The organism is Plantactinospora sp. CA-294935, from assembly GCF_050936445.1.
In the GTDB taxonomy this organism is placed as follows: domain Bacteria; phylum Actinomycetota; class Actinomycetes; order Mycobacteriales; family Micromonosporaceae; genus Plantactinospora.
Window position 1 is genome coordinate 9,620,458 of sequence record NZ_JBNJMU010000001.1, and the last position, 13,536, is coordinate 9,633,993.

Sequence of the window (13,536 nt, forward strand, 5' to 3'; positions counted from 1 at the left end):
CCGCCACCCCGGCGGGGCTAGCCGCAGTTGAGTGCGCCGTAGGGCGCGGTGAGCTGCGCCGTCACCGGCTGGCCGTCGACGGTTCCGGTCGCCTTCACCGTCGCGGTCCCGGCCTGCACCGCCGCCACCCGGGTGTTGAACGCCTGGTAGGCGGCCTTCCCGGGAGCCACCTCGGCGACCGTGCGCGACCCGTACGGCGTGACCAGCTCGATCGTCAGCGGCACCGCCTCGGCGTTGACCGCGTTGACCGAGACGTAGACGCTGCGGCCGATGCACTGGGTGCGGGTCTGCACCCGGACGTCCCACGCCGGCTCCTCCGGCGGGTCGCCCACGGTGAGGGTCAAGGTCGTCCGGGTGGTGCCGGCCTCGCTGACGTAGTCGGGCAGGACCAGGTTGCCGATCACGGTGTACCGGCCGGGGGTGTCGACGATGCTCTCGTCGAAGTCCCAGTCGACGCCGATGGCCTGGTTGTCCCGGGACCCGTCGTTGTAGGAGACCTCCACCCGCTCCGGCAGGTAGGGCAGTTCGCCCACATCGACGCTCTGCTGGAACGTCTCGGCACCCTGGATCGAGATGCCGTCCGGTGCCGTCTCCGGCCGCACGTAGATGCGGGCCTCGGCGATCAGCCCGTACGCGTCGTTCGTGCCGTAGACCACGAACGGCTCGACGTTGGTCTCGGCGACCATCTCCGGAGTGATCTGCTGCCAACCGAACCCGACCTTGCCCCGGGCACCGCTGGCGTAGATCCCGTCGAGTTCGCTCGGCAGGGTCGGCACCTGGCCCACGGTGGTCCGGATCAACACCGGCGACCGCACCGACTCGACCGTCTCGCCGTTGGCGCGCCAGCGCAGCACCCCGGTGCCGGCCCCGCTGCCCTGCACGCCCCAGATGCGGATCCGCAACTGGCTGGTGGTGATCGGCGCGAAGTCGAGGTGGTTGTAGGTGTTGGTGGCCAGCGCGTCGGCGTACGTGGACCCGTTGGCGAGGGTCACCGGGGTCCAGGTGGTGCCGTCGGTGGAGGACTCGACCGCGTACGTGGTGGCGGTGGGCCGGCGGGTGCCGCCGTTGTCGTCGTACCAGTAGATGTCGGTCGACGACAGCCGCACCGGCGAGGTCCACCGGTACTGGATCCACGCCTCCCGCTCCGGGCTGGTGCCGTTCTGCGGCAGGTTCCAGTTGCCCCAGCCGTTCCCGGCACCCGGGTTCGAGTTCGCCGGGGTGGTGGCCTCGTTCACCCGCTGGTGGTTCTCCCATGCGGTGGTACCGCTGGTGGTGATCGCCGCCGAGGAGCCGAACTCCGCGGTGACCTCCCGCTCGGCGAGGGTCACCGCCACGGTCGCCTCCGACCGCTTCTCGCCGTCGTCGGCGAAGAACCGGAACACGTAGTCACCCGCCACCGTGCCGGTCACCCGGGTCGCCAGCGCCGACGCGTCGGCGAAGATCACACCCGCGCCCGGCGGCGCCGAGACGGTCTCCCAGCCGAAGCGCAGCTCCTCGTCGTACGGGATGCCGTCGTCGGAGGCCGTGCCGACCAGCCGGGTGGCGAGGTTCCCGTCCGCCGAGCCGTCCCGGCTGGCGGTGACCGCCGGCGCCTGGTTGGTCACGTCCGGCACGTCCCGGCCGGAGTCGAAGACCTGGATCTCCGAGATCGCGGTGAAGAAGGTCGGGTTGTTGGTGAAGGCGATGCGCAGCCTGTCCGAGGTCACGGTCTCGAAGAGCGCCTCGTTGAACTTCGCCGAGGGTACCGTCGGGTTCTTGAACTGGCCCGGCACCTCCCGCCAGCCGCCGTTGCCGTCCGGCACCTGGATCCACCAGCGCGCCGGCTCGCGGTAGCCGCCGGCCTGCCGGTCGCTGACGAAGAACACCTTCACGTTGTCGAAGGACTTCGCCGACCCCAGGTCGAGTTCGACGTAGCCGTTCTTCTCGGTGCTGCCGTAGTTGCCCCAGTACGGCTCGTTGGCGGTGACGCCGTCGGTGACGGCGGCCAGCGACACCGGCCGTTCGGTCTCCTTTATCGCCCCCGGCGTGTGGTTCATCGAGGTGGCACTCCAGCCGGGCGTGTGGAACTGCCGCCACGGGGTCGGCCGGACACCCTGCTGGGTGTACGAGGAACGCAGTTCGGCGCCGGACGCCAGGTTCGGGGCGTCCTCGGTGAGGTCGATGCCGGCCGTCTTGAGGTACCCGACGACGCGGTCGTCCTGCACCGGAGTCTCCACCGCGCTCGGGAAGTCGGTCCCGGTGCTGGCGGTGAAGGTGACAGTCAGGCCCTCCTCGGCCTGCACCTGGTTGGTGGCCGGGTCGTAGCTCAGCTTGCCGATCCTGTCGGTGCTGACCTTCTTCTCGCCGTTCAGGAAGAGGCTGTAGCCGGCGCCCAGGCCGTACTTCGTGCCGTCCGGGTCCCAGACGATGGTCACGTCCTGCCCGTGGTAACGCAGATTGTTGACCATGAAGTGGTCGTAGCCGAACCGGATCGGCCACAGCTCGATCCTGTCGTCGGAGCGCGGCTGGAGCCCCGCCATGTCCTCGACGAAGATGTAGCTCATGTTGCCGAGCATCACGTGGTTCGGGTTGTTCCGGTTGTAGGTCTTCGTCGTCGGGTTCCAGTTGGAGTAGTACTCGGCCTGGTTCGGCGCGCGTACGTCCGCGTTCGGGTAGATGCTCCAGGCCATCCAGTCCAGCAGCCGCTTGGCGTACTCCGGGGTGATGTACTTCTGCTCCGGGTCGTAGTGCCGCAACGCCGAGCGGACCCCGCGATACTGCACGGTGAAGTTGATGTTCGAGAAGTTGTTGGAGCCGCCGATCCCGTAGGCCGCCCGGTCGTACTGGTTCGCCGTGTAGAACGGGAAGATCGGGAAGTTGTCGCCGTAGGTGAGGAAGCGGTACCCGTCGACGTACTTCTGCCACTGGTCGAACGGGATGAGGTTCTCGGCGTAGACGTCGTAGAGGTTCGACTCCTTCGCCGGGATCAGCGTGCGGGCCGACTCGGGCAGCGGGTTCGGCCTGCCGTTGGAGCTGGCCGCGCTGGTGGCACCGTGCGACGTGCCGGCCAGGAACATCCGCATGTCCGGGCTCCAGAGCCGGGCAAGGATCGCGTCGCGGATCGCGTTCGCGCTGGTGGCCATCTGGTCGACCCTGGCCTGGTCGCTGCCGGCGATCTGGTGGAGCTGCCGGGCCGCGTCGAAGGCGCCCCAGACGTACGCCGACTCGGGGCGTTCGATCGTGCGCGCTCCGGGTGCCCCGGCGTTGGCCTTCGGGAAGCCGAAGGAGATCGCGTCGGCGTCGTTGCCCGGCATGTAGTTGGTGTCGTAGGCGATCAGCTTGTCGTCGTTGCCGTCGTAGTGTTCGAGCTGCCCGACGCCGTCGCCCGCGAAGTAGTCGGCGAACTTCCGGGCGATCTCCCGGCCGCCGCCGTGCACGTTGTACGCCTCCAGCCCGGCGGTCCCGAGGTACTGCGAGTAGTGGTTGTTCCAGCTCGTGTGACCGGGGCTGTCCAGGAACGCCGAGGAGCCGGAGAGTTCGCCGATGTTGAGGATCTGGCCGTACGGCAGGTAGGGGGTACGCAGCCACTTGGTGTCCTGCAGGTGCATCGGCTGGGTCAGCGCCACCGAGTTCTGGTAGAGGTGCACCCCCTCGATCGTCGTCGGGTACTGGTAGACGTGCCCGGGGGCGTTGGCGTCCAGGCTGTTGTAGCGCTCGCCCCACCACCGGTAGACGATCGCCTTCTCCAGGGCCGGATCGGGGACGTCGACGTACGGGACGTCCTGCGCCCAGCGCCGGTTGAAGTCGGTGATCCCGGTCCGGACCGCCTCGCCCGCGGGCATCGCGGCGTACCGCCGGTAGCTCTCGACGGTCTCCGGCAGGGTGGCCGAGGAGACCGCGCCGACGACGGAGAGCGAGACCCGGCCGCCGGCCGGCACGGTGACCTCCCGGTCCAGGTTGCTGCCGCTGCGGGTGAAGCCGGCGCCGGTGAGGTCGACCCGGACGGTGTTCCAGGCGGTGTCGACGAGGCCGTTGTTGGCGCCGCTGGTGATGGTGCGGGTGCCGGTGAGTTCGGCGCTCCCCTCGCCGGCCTGGGTCGCCAGCGGCGAGGCAGCGCGGACGGTGAAGGTCGCCGCCTCCGCACCCGGGTTACGCAGGTCGATCGCGGTGACCGCGACGTTGTCGTAGCTGATGAACTTCGTCAGGTCGGCGGTGACCCCGGTGCTGCCGATCGTGTAGCGGCCCTTGGCGTGGCTCGGTGCGTTGAACCGGTCGGCGCCGACCTCGGTGACCGTCTGCCCGGGCACGGTGACGGTGTAGAGGTTGCCCAGGTTGTTCGGGCCGCCGACGAAGGTGTTGCCGGCGAAGCCCATCACGGTGAAGTTGTTGTTGCTGGCACCGCGCAGGTAGAGCGAGCGGCCCCGGGTCATCAGCACCGCCGAGCCGAGCGTGCCGCGCACCCCCAGCACCCGGTCGAGGTAGTAGTCCGTGCCGCCGGCCGCGAGATCCTTGTCGAAGATCGACTGGTACATGCTCGACGCGGTGAACGGCACGCCCGGCTTGAGCTGCTCGGCCACCTCGGCGACGTTGGTATAGACCGGGTCCCCGATCTCCATGACGTGGTGCTGCCCGTCGGTGTAGACGCCCACGTCGCCCTCGTTGCCCGGCAGGACCGGGGGCGCGGCGTGCGCGGGTGAGGGCAGCCCGACCACCCCGCCCGCCACGAGCGCGGCGAGAGCCGCCCAGGTGGGCACCCTCCTGGTGCGTCTATTGCTCATCCGATCCTCCTGGTGGTGGGGGTGGGAAAGTCAGCTCGTCGGGATCCAGACCCGCATGGTGGAGGGCCCGCGGTTGGCCCAGGCGTGGTACGCGACCAGCGGCACCTCGACCGGCTCCCCCTGCGTCGCGCCCGTCGGCCCGACCCCGTCCCCGTGGTAGGGCCAGTCCCGGTCCGGCGGGTCGAGGCGGTGGCAGTGCACCACGACCCGGCCGCCGGCCAGCACGGGTGGCCGGCCGAGGTCGACCCGGAGTTCGTCGACGCTCCCGCCCCCCGGCAGGTCCATCGACTCGACCGCGTACACCAGCGGGCCGCGCTGCACGGCGACGCAGCCGCGGACCGCGTCGATGCGCGGATCCGGGTAGGTGAACCGGGGCGCCATGGGCAGGCTCAGCACCACCTCGTCGCCGGCCCGCCACACCCGGCGCTCCGTGGCGTAGCCGGGGCGCACCGGCCGGGTGTCCGCGGCCACGGTCAGCGTGCCGCCCTGCTCCGCCCAGCCCGGCACCCGCAGCGACAGCGTCCAGGGGCGGTCGTCGTCGCCGTCGATCCGCACCCGGATCTCACCGTCGGCGGGGTAGCCGGTGCTGACGGTGATCCGCCGCTCCGGTCCGTCCGCCGGGCGCTGCACGATCGTCCCGGGCAGGTACTGGTGGATCTGCAGGCCCTCGTCGTCGGTGGTGGCCACGTACCCGGCGAGGCTGGCCAGGGTACGTGCCACGTTGGTCGGGCAGCACGACACCTCGTACCAGGGCGCCCGCTGCGCGGCGGCGGCCCGGATGCTGGGCCGCTCGGCGTCCGGGACGGTGCCGGGCTCCCGGCGGTGCAGGGTGTTGGTGTAGAAGAAGCTCCGGCCGTCGGCCGCCGGTGACGTCGACACCACGTTGAAGAGCGTCCGCTCGATGAGGTCGGCGTACCCGGAGTCGCCGCAGGCGAGCAGCAGCCGCCAGGCCAGCATCACCGAACCGACCCCGGCGCAGGTCTCCGAGTAGGCGCGGTCGGGCGGCAACACCCAGTCCTCGCCGAACGCCTCGTCCTGGTGCCGGGAGCCCTGCCCACCGGTGACGTACGTGCGCCGCGCCACCGTGGTCCGCCACTGGTCGCGTACCGCCTTGAGCAGGCCGGGGTCGTCCGTCTCGGTGGCGACGTCGACGGCCCCGGCCGCGAGGTAGTTCGCCCGTACCGCGTGCCCGCGCAGCACCGTCGCCTGGCGTACCGGAATCTCGTCCTGGAAGTACTCCCGGCGCCACTCCACGTCGCCCAGCCGGCCGTGGCCGCGCCGTTCGACGAAGAGCGCCGCCTGGTCCAGGTAGCGGTCGTCGCCGGTGACCCGGGCGAACTCCACCAGCGCTGGCTCGATCTCCGGGTGTCCGCAGAGGCCGTCGATGCCGTCCGGCCCGAAGGTCTCGCAGACGTTGTCGGCGGCCCGCCGGGCGACCGCCACCAGCCCGTCGTCCGCGTCCGGCTGGGTACGGGCCCGCGCCACGGCGGCCTGGAGAAGGTGGCCGACGCAGTAGAGTTCGTGGCCCCATTGCAGGTCGGACCAGCGCGGTGGCTGGCCGGCGTGGCCGAACCTGGTGTTGAGGTAGCCGTCGGCGTCCTGTGCCCGGGCCACCCGGTGCACGACGGCCCGGAACCTCGCCTCCACCTCCGGGTCGCCGGTCCGGCCGATCTCCCAGGCCATCGCCTCCAGGAACTTGTAGACCTCCGAGTCGGAGAACTCGCGCCCCCGCCGCTGCCCGGCCGGGTCGTCGCCGGTGGCCACCAGGTCGAAGTTGCGGATCCAGCCCTCCCGTTCGAGCCAGTGCGCGATGTGTTCGAGACTGGCCGCCGCGTTGACGGATTGACGTTCGGCCCAGAAGCCGCCGGTGATGCGGACCTCGTCCAGTCCGAGCGGCCGGAGCCGCCCGCGGCTCGGCAGGACAGGGGCCGCCGTGGAGGCGCTGGATGCCATGGTCATCCCTTCAGTGCGCCGGACATGAAGCCGCGCACGTAGTGTCGTTGGAGCAGCAGGAACAGCACGACGCACGGCAGCGCGAGTACGACCACGCCGGCTTCCGTCGCCCCGTAGTCGACGACGCCCTGCACCTGGCCGCGAAGGTTGGAGACCGCGAGCGGCAGCGTCATCCGCTCGGAGTCGTTGATCAGGATCAGCGGCGCCATGAAGTCGTTCCAGGCGGCGAGGAACGCGAAGAGTCCGACGGTGATCAGGCCCGGCTTGACCGCCGGGACGAGCACCCGCCACAGCGCGCTGAACGAGGAGCAGCCGTCGACCTTCGCCGCCTCGTCGAGTTCGCGCGGCACCGCCTCGAAGGAGATCCGCATCAGGAAGGTGGAGAACGGCAACTGGAACATGGTGAGCACCAGCGCGACACCGACCAGCGAGTTCTGTAGCCCGACCTCGTTGAGCAGGACGTAGAGCGGGATGAGCAGGGTCGCGTACGGGACCATCAGGATGGCCAGGGTGAGCAGGAAGAGGATGTTCCGGCCGGGGAAGCGGAACCGCGCGAAGGCGTACCCGCCGAGCAGTGAGATCAGCAGCGTGAGGGCGACCGTCAGCAGCGACACGAACGCCGAGTTGGCGAGGTAGCGCCAGATCCCGGCCTGGTAGTCGGCGAGGGTCGTGTAGTTGCCGAAGCCCCATCCGGTCACCTGGTTGGTGCCCGGCTGCGGGGAGACCGAGGCGACGGCGGTCCACACCAGCGGGAAGAGGAAGATCACCGCCACGGCTCCGGTGAAGACCCAGTAGGGCGTCCGGAAGGCGACACCGGCGATGGTGAGGCCCTGCGGCCTCGGTCTGGTCGGCGCCTTCTCCGGTGGTCGGGGCGGTCCGGCGACGGCGGCCCGGGTGGGGCTGGAGTCCACGGTCATGGCGTCAGTTCTCCTCGGACCGGAAGGCGCGCAGTTGCAGCGCGTTGATGAGAACCAGGGCCGCCAGCACGATGACCGAGAGCGCCGCCGCGACGCCGAGGTCGTTCTGTCCCTGGAACGCGATCATGTAGATGAGCTGGACCACCGTGATGGTGCTGTTGTCCGGGCCGCCCTTGGTGAGGATGTAGAACTGCTCGAAGGCGAGCAGGGAGCCGGTCACGCAGAGCACGGTCGTCAGCGCCAGCGTCGGGCGGAGCAGCGGCAGGGTGACGCTCCGGAAGGTCTGCCAGCGGGTGGCCCCGTCCGACCGCGCTGCCTCGAAGACGTCCGCCGGGATGCTCTGCAGCCCGACCAGCATGAGCACCATGTAGAAGCCGGCGTAGCGCCAGACGATGAGGAACACCGTGGAGAAGAGCGCCGCGTTCGGCGAGCCGAGGAAGGTGATGCCGAGGCGCTCCACCACCGGCGCCAGCGGGCTCGCGTACGGCGAGTAGAGGACGTAGAACAGCAGTGACGCCGAGGCGAGCCCGAGTGCGCTGGGCACCAGGAAGGACGCCCGGAGCAGGTTGTTCCACCGGCTGGACTCCTGCACCAGCAGGGCCATTCCCAGGCCGAGGACCAGCAGCAGCACGGTCGCGATCACCGTGTACTTGAGGGTGAAGACCACCGAGTCGGTGAAGAAGCGGTGGTCGACCGCCTTGCTGAAGTTGTCCGGCGCGTTGAGCCCCTGGTCGCCGCTGAGCAGCGGCCATCGCGACACCGACATCTTGACCACGAGCAGCAGCGGCACCACGAACAGCGCCGCGACGAATGCCGCGGTCGGCGTGGCGTAGATCCAGCCGAGTAGGGCCTGCCGCCGGCTGGGGCGGACCCGGCCCCGCGGCGCCGCGCCGGGTGGGCGGGCCGGTGCGCTGACGTTCATGACAACTCCTCGTTCGATCGGCGACGGGCCGGACCGGCGACGCGTTGCGGTGCCGCGCGGCGGGCGTATGCCGGGGCCGCACAGCGGCGGCTGGCCGGCATACGCCTGCGGCGACGCCGGCTATTGCTGGAGTACCCCGGTGATTTCCTTGTTGTCCTTCTGGAGGTCGCCACTGCCGTTGAGCACCTGGTTGCGCACGAGGGTCAGCCAGGGGCTGCCCGGCGCGTTGAACGCCTGCTGGAAGTTGAGCGCGACCGGGGTGTCGCCCTTGCCGGCGACCTGGTTGATGGTGACCAGGCGGGGGTCCTGGGCGGCGTACTTGTTGTTGGCCAGGTCGGAGCGGGACACCACGTCCTTGTTCTTGGCCAGCACCTCCACCTGGGCTTCCTCGGACATCATCCAGCTCAGGAAGTTCCAGGCCTGCGCGGCCTTCTCGGAGTCCTTCGAGACGCCGATGCCGTCGCCGCCGACGAAGGTCGAGGCGCCGCCGCCCGGACCGGGGATGCCGGCGACACCGACGTCGAACGGCGTCGACGACAGCAGCGTCGCCGGGTAGAACATCAGCCCGACCTTGCCTTCGGTGAACGCCGCCGTCCAGGTCGGTCCGGTCTCGCCGGACGAGGCCGGCAGGACGGCGCCGGACTTCCACAGGTCGGCCCAGGTGCTGTACACCTTCTGCGCGGTCTCGTCGGCCAGCTTGGCCTCGGTGCCGTCCTCGCTGAGCACCTCGCCGCCGGCGGCCCAGACGGACGGGAACCAGGTGAAGACGAGGCACCCACCGCAGTTCAGCCCGGCCGCCGTGCCGTAGACGCCGGGCTTCTTCGCGGCCTGGACGGCCTTCGCGGCCGCGGCGTACTCCTCCAGGCTCGCCGGTGCCTTCTCCGGGTCCAGCCCGGCGTCCTTGAACAGCTGCTTGTTCCAGAACAGCATCGACAGGTCGAGTACGAAGGGCAGCACGTGCGCCTTGCCGTCCCGGGTACCGGCCGAGAGGTGGCCCTTGTTGATGGAGTCCTTGAAGCCGAGGCCGTCGATGTTGGCGCTGAGATCCTGGAACAGTCCCTGGTTGACCCAGTTCGGCACGTAGACGATGTCGGCGGCGAAGAGGTCCGGCAGGCCGCCGGAGCCGGCCGCCGCACCCACCTTCGCGACGTAGTCGTCGTTGGGGACGACGGTCAGCTTGACCTTGTTCTGGTGGCCGGCGTTGTACGCCTCGACCAGAAGTTTCGCCTGCTTCTCCAGCGGGGCCCGGGTCCAGAGCGTCAACTCGCTGCCGTCGTCGACTCCGGTGGGGCCCGCCTCGGCCACGCCGCCCTGGTCGCCCGGACCGTCGTCACCGCACGCCGCCGTGGTGAGGACCAGCGTCGCCGCCAGGACTCCGGCGAGCGACCGCAGGACGGTCCGCCCGCCCGATCTTCTCTTCATGATTCTCCTCGGGATCGTGTGAGATGTGCGCCGTTCTCCCTGTTGTTGCGGTAGCGGAGTGACTACAGTCGCTGCGCCAGTCGGTGGTAGCCGCTGTTCCAGCGCAGGTGGTTGGCGAACGACCGGTAGTCGGTCGCGGCGTCGATCATGAGCAGTTCGACACCGGACATGTCGGCGAAGTCGGCGAGGGCCTCCCCGCCGACCGCCGTACTGAGCACGGTGTGGTGCGGGCCGCCGGCGAGCAGCCAGCACTCGGCGGAGGTGGCGAGGTCAGGACGCGGAGTCCAGACCGCGCGGGCGACCGGCAGCCGTGGCAGCGGCTCGTCCGGCTCGACCACGTCGATCTCGTTGGCGGTCAGGCGCAGCCGCCCGCCCAGGTCGGCGAGGCCGACGACGAGCCCCGGACCGGGTGCGGCGGTGAAGACCAGCCGGACCGGGTCCTCCCGGTCGCCGATCGACAACGGGTGGACCTCGAGGCTCGGCCGGGTGGCGGCGATGCTGGGACAGACCTCGAGCATGTGCGCGCCGAGGATCTTCGGTTCACCGGGACCCCAGTGGTAGGTGTAGTCCTCCATGAAGGAGGTCCCACCCGGCCGGTCACCGGCGACTACCTTCAGGATGCGCAGCAACGCGGCCGTCTTCCAGTCGCCCTCGCCGCCGAACCCGTAGCCGTCGGCCATCAGGTTCTGCACGGCGAGGCCGGGAAGCTGTCGCAGGCCGCCGAGGTCCTCGAAGTTGGTGGTGAACGCGTCGAAGCCACCGGCCTCGAGGAACTGCCGCAGCCCCAGCTCGATCCGGGCGCCGTAGCGCAGCGACTCGTGGCGCTCGCCGCCGCGCCGCAGCTCCGGTACGACGTCGTAGCGCTCCTCGTAGTCGGCGACGAGCCGGGTGACGTCCGGGTCCGCGACCTCGTCGACCGCCGCGACGAGCGCGTTGACCCCGTAGGCGTTGACGGAGACACCCAACGTCGCCTGGGCACCCACCTTGTCACCGTCGGTCACGGCGACGTCCCGCATGTTGTCGCCGAAGCGGGCCATCCGCAGCGACCGCGCCGCGCGAGCGCCGGTCGCCGCGCGGGCCCAGTCGCTGACCCGCTCGTGCACCGACGGATCACCGGCGAAGCCGGCGACCGTCTTGCGGGCCACCCCCAACCGCGACTGGACGTACCCGAACTCGCGGTCACCGTGTGCCGCCTGGTTGAGGTTCATGAAGTCCATGTCGAGCTCGGCCCACGGCAGCGACCGGTTGGCCTGGGTGTGCAGGTGCAGCAGCGGCTTGCCGAGTGCGGAGAGGCCGGCGATCCACATCTTCGCCGGCGAGAACGTGTGCATCCAGGCGACCACACCGACCACCCGATCGTCGGCGGTGGCGTCCAGACACGTCCGGCGGATCGCGTCGGCGGTGGTCAGCACCGGTTTCCAGACGAGGCGAGGGTGCGCCCGCAGCCCGCCGGCGAGCCGCTGGCACACCTCGCGGGACTGTGTCGCGACCTGTTCGAGCACCTCTTCGCCGTACAGCGACTGGCTTCCCGTCAGGAACCAGATCTCCGCCGGTTCGTTCGCCATGCCCACCTGCGTCACTCCGTTCCACCCGACCGGCCGGATCCGCTCCGGTGGCGCGGATCGGGCCGGTCAAGGTCGCTGGCGGCCAGGGGCAGCCGCGGGCCAACCGGACGCGGTACTCCGCGCCGGGGCGCACCGGGGCGCCGAGTCGTCGTCACGGTCACCGGCCCCCTCTCGCACCGAAAACCTTTTCGGAGGATTCTGGTGGCCAGGTTACGGTCGTGTCAACAGTGGATTTCGGGCCTGGCTACGGATCATCGACCAGGATCATCCGGGCCGTGCCCGGCCGTCGGCACCCGCCGAAATGCTTTCGGGGCGCCGGCCACCCGACAGCAGGTGTTCGACCGCGAGCCGCCCGCGGTTCGCGGCGACGAACTGCCACGGAAGCGCCCGGACACCGCCCCTTACTCACAGCACGACCTGAAAGCCTTTTCGGCCGCGTTTCAGCGCCGCCGCGACCGGCAGGATCCACACTCGGCTCCTCCCCCGCGCCGGGGAGTACCCGGAACGATCGCCCCGCCGGGCGGCCCAGACGGGACCGGGTGACGCCGCCACGAAACCGCGACCGAAAAGATCAACAGCGTGACCGGCGGGGCAGGAGGGCAGAACACGCATCCCGACCCGCCCCACTCGGTTGCGTCCATGGGAGTGGTGTACGACATGCCTGGTAGCGGGCGTGTCGTGGAGTAGAAGACGGCCATCGTGAAGATCCTTTGAGACGGCTAAGTCAAGATCAAAGGAGAGCACCACGATGGCCGTACCCGAGCCTACCGACCCTGCCGGCTTCCTTCGTGAGCACCTCGCGTCGGCGTCACCGGACCTGCTACGAGACATGGTGAAGACGTTCGCGGAGGCGTTGATGTCCGCCGAGGCGGACGCGATCTGCGGCGCACCGTACGGACAACGCAGCGACGAACGCGTCAACTCCCGCAACGGCTACCGGAGCCGGGAGTGGGACACCCGGGCCGGAACGATGGAGCTGGCGATCCCGAAGCTACGCCAGGGTTCGTACTTCCCGGACTGGCTGCTGCACCACCGCCGCCGGGCCGAACAGGCACTCGTCTCGGTCGTGGCCACCTCCTACCTACTCGGCGTCTCGACCCGCCGGGTCGAGAAGCTGGTCGAGCAACTCGGGGTCAAGCAGCTGTCGAAGTCGCAGGTGTCGCAGATGGCGGCGCACCTGGACGCTCAGGTGGAGGCGTTTCGTAACCGGCCCCTCGACAGCGGCCACTACACCTTCGTCTGGGCCGACGCCCTCACGGTGAAGGTCCGCGAGGCCGGACGGACGGTGAACGTACACGCCCTGATCGCGGTCGGCGTCAACGCCGACGGCGGCCGGGAGGTCCTCGGCCTGGACATCGCATCCGACGAGGACGGCGCCGGCTGGCTCGCCTTCCTGCGCTCGCTGACCGCTCGGGGCCTGTCCGGGGTCAAACTCGTCATCTCCGATGCCCACCGCGGCCTCGTCGCCGCGATCGGCGCCGCCCTCCCAGGCGCCGGATGGCAACGCTGCCGCACCCACTACCTACGCAACCTGCTGACCAAGGTCCCCAAGACAGCACAGCCATGGGTGGCGACCCTGGTCCGCACCATCTTCGACCAGCCCGATGCCGACTCGGTCCGCGACCAGTACACCCGAGTGGTCGAAACGATCGAACAGCGATTCCCCACCGCCGCCGACCACCTCGACACCGCCCGCGACGACCTCCTCGCGTTCACCGCCTACCCACGAGAAATCTGGCGGCAAATCTGGTCGAACAACCCACAGGAACGATTGAACAAGGAGATCCGCCGCCGCACCGACGTCGTCGGCATCTTCCCCAACCGGGCCGCGATCATCCGCCTCGTCGGCGCCGTCCTGGCCGAGCAAACCGACGAGTGGACCGAAACCCGCCGCTACATGGGCCTGGAACTACTCAACCGCGCACGCCTGACCAGCATCGACACCGACGGAACCGACGACACCAACAACCCACCCATGCCCATCGCCGCATAAGATCAAC

The 13,536-nt window shown here is 70.0% G+C and carries 7 protein-coding genes; 1 reads left to right on the top strand and 6 read right to left on the bottom strand.

The features are described from left to right. Positions 1–17 precede the first annotated feature (17 nt). The 6 genes from ACQEVC_RS41690 to araA all read right to left on the bottom strand — a co-directional run bounded on the left by ACQEVC_RS41690 (position 18) and on the right by araA (position 11,536). A complete protein-coding gene (locus ACQEVC_RS41690; RefSeq protein WP_432889477.1) occupies positions 18–4,757 on the bottom strand; it encodes a discoidin domain-containing protein in 4,740 nt (1,579 codons plus the stop codon). A gap of 30 nt (positions 4,758–4,787) precedes the next feature. After that, entirely contained in the window at positions 4,788–6,710 is a 1,923-nt protein-coding gene (locus tag ACQEVC_RS41695) for a glycoside hydrolase family 127 protein (protein ID WP_432889479.1), read from the bottom strand. 2 nt (positions 6,711–6,712) lie between these two features. Next, the gene (locus ACQEVC_RS41700) at positions 6,713–7,627 is read right to left on the bottom strand and encodes a carbohydrate ABC transporter permease (RefSeq protein ID WP_432889481.1); all 915 of its coding nucleotides are present in this window, start codon (positions 7,625–7,627) and stop codon (positions 6,713–6,715) included. Between the two features lie 4 nt (positions 7,628–7,631). Beyond that, complete coding sequence (locus ACQEVC_RS41705) at positions 7,632–8,549, bottom strand: carbohydrate ABC transporter permease (protein WP_432889483.1); 918 nt, start codon at positions 8,547–8,549, stop codon at positions 7,632–7,634. A gap of 120 nt (positions 8,550–8,669) precedes the next feature. Further along, entirely contained in the window at positions 8,670–9,971 is a 1,302-nt protein-coding gene (locus ACQEVC_RS41710; RefSeq protein WP_432889485.1) for an ABC transporter substrate-binding protein, read from the bottom strand. Positions 9,972–10,033: 62 nt separating this feature from the next. Continuing rightward, complete coding sequence (araA, locus tag ACQEVC_RS41715) at positions 10,034–11,536, bottom strand: L-arabinose isomerase (protein WP_432889487.1); 1,503 nt, start codon at positions 11,534–11,536, stop codon at positions 10,034–10,036. A 748-nt stretch (positions 11,537–12,284) separates the two neighbouring features. Here araA and ACQEVC_RS41720 point away from each other — a divergent pair. Further along, positions 12,285–13,529 (top strand): IS256 family transposase, encoded by a 1,245-nt coding sequence (locus ACQEVC_RS41720; protein ID WP_432881414.1) that lies wholly within the window; start codon positions 12,285–12,287, stop codon positions 13,527–13,529. Positions 13,530–13,536 lie beyond the last annotated feature (7 nt).

What these genes read in the sequence shown, in the direction of transcription:
- ACQEVC_RS41690 (WP_432889477.1), bottom strand. Translation starts at nt 4,757, where the DNA reads ATGAGCAATAGACGCACCAGGAGGGTGCCCACCTGGGCGGCTCTCGCC.
- ACQEVC_RS41695 (WP_432889479.1), bottom strand. Translation starts at nt 6,710, where the DNA reads ATGGCATCCAGCGCCTCCACGGCGGCCCCTGTCCTGCCGAGCCGCGGG.
- ACQEVC_RS41700 (WP_432889481.1), bottom strand. Translation starts at nt 7,627, where the DNA reads ATGACCGTGGACTCCAGCCCCACCCGGGCCGCCGTCGCCGGACCGCCC.
- ACQEVC_RS41705 (WP_432889483.1), bottom strand. Translation starts at nt 8,549, where the DNA reads ATGAACGTCAGCGCACCGGCCCGCCCACCCGGCGCGGCGCCGCGGGGC.
- ACQEVC_RS41710 (WP_432889485.1), bottom strand. Translation starts at nt 9,971, where the DNA reads ATGAAGAGAAGATCGGGCGGGCGGACCGTCCTGCGGTCGCTCGCCGGA.
- araA (WP_432889487.1), bottom strand. Translation starts at nt 11,536, where the DNA reads ATGGCGAACGAACCGGCGGAGATCTGGTTCCTGACGGGAAGCCAGTCG.
- ACQEVC_RS41720 (WP_432881414.1), top strand. Translation starts at nt 12,285, where the DNA reads ATGGCCGTACCCGAGCCTACCGACCCTGCCGGCTTCCTTCGTGAGCAC.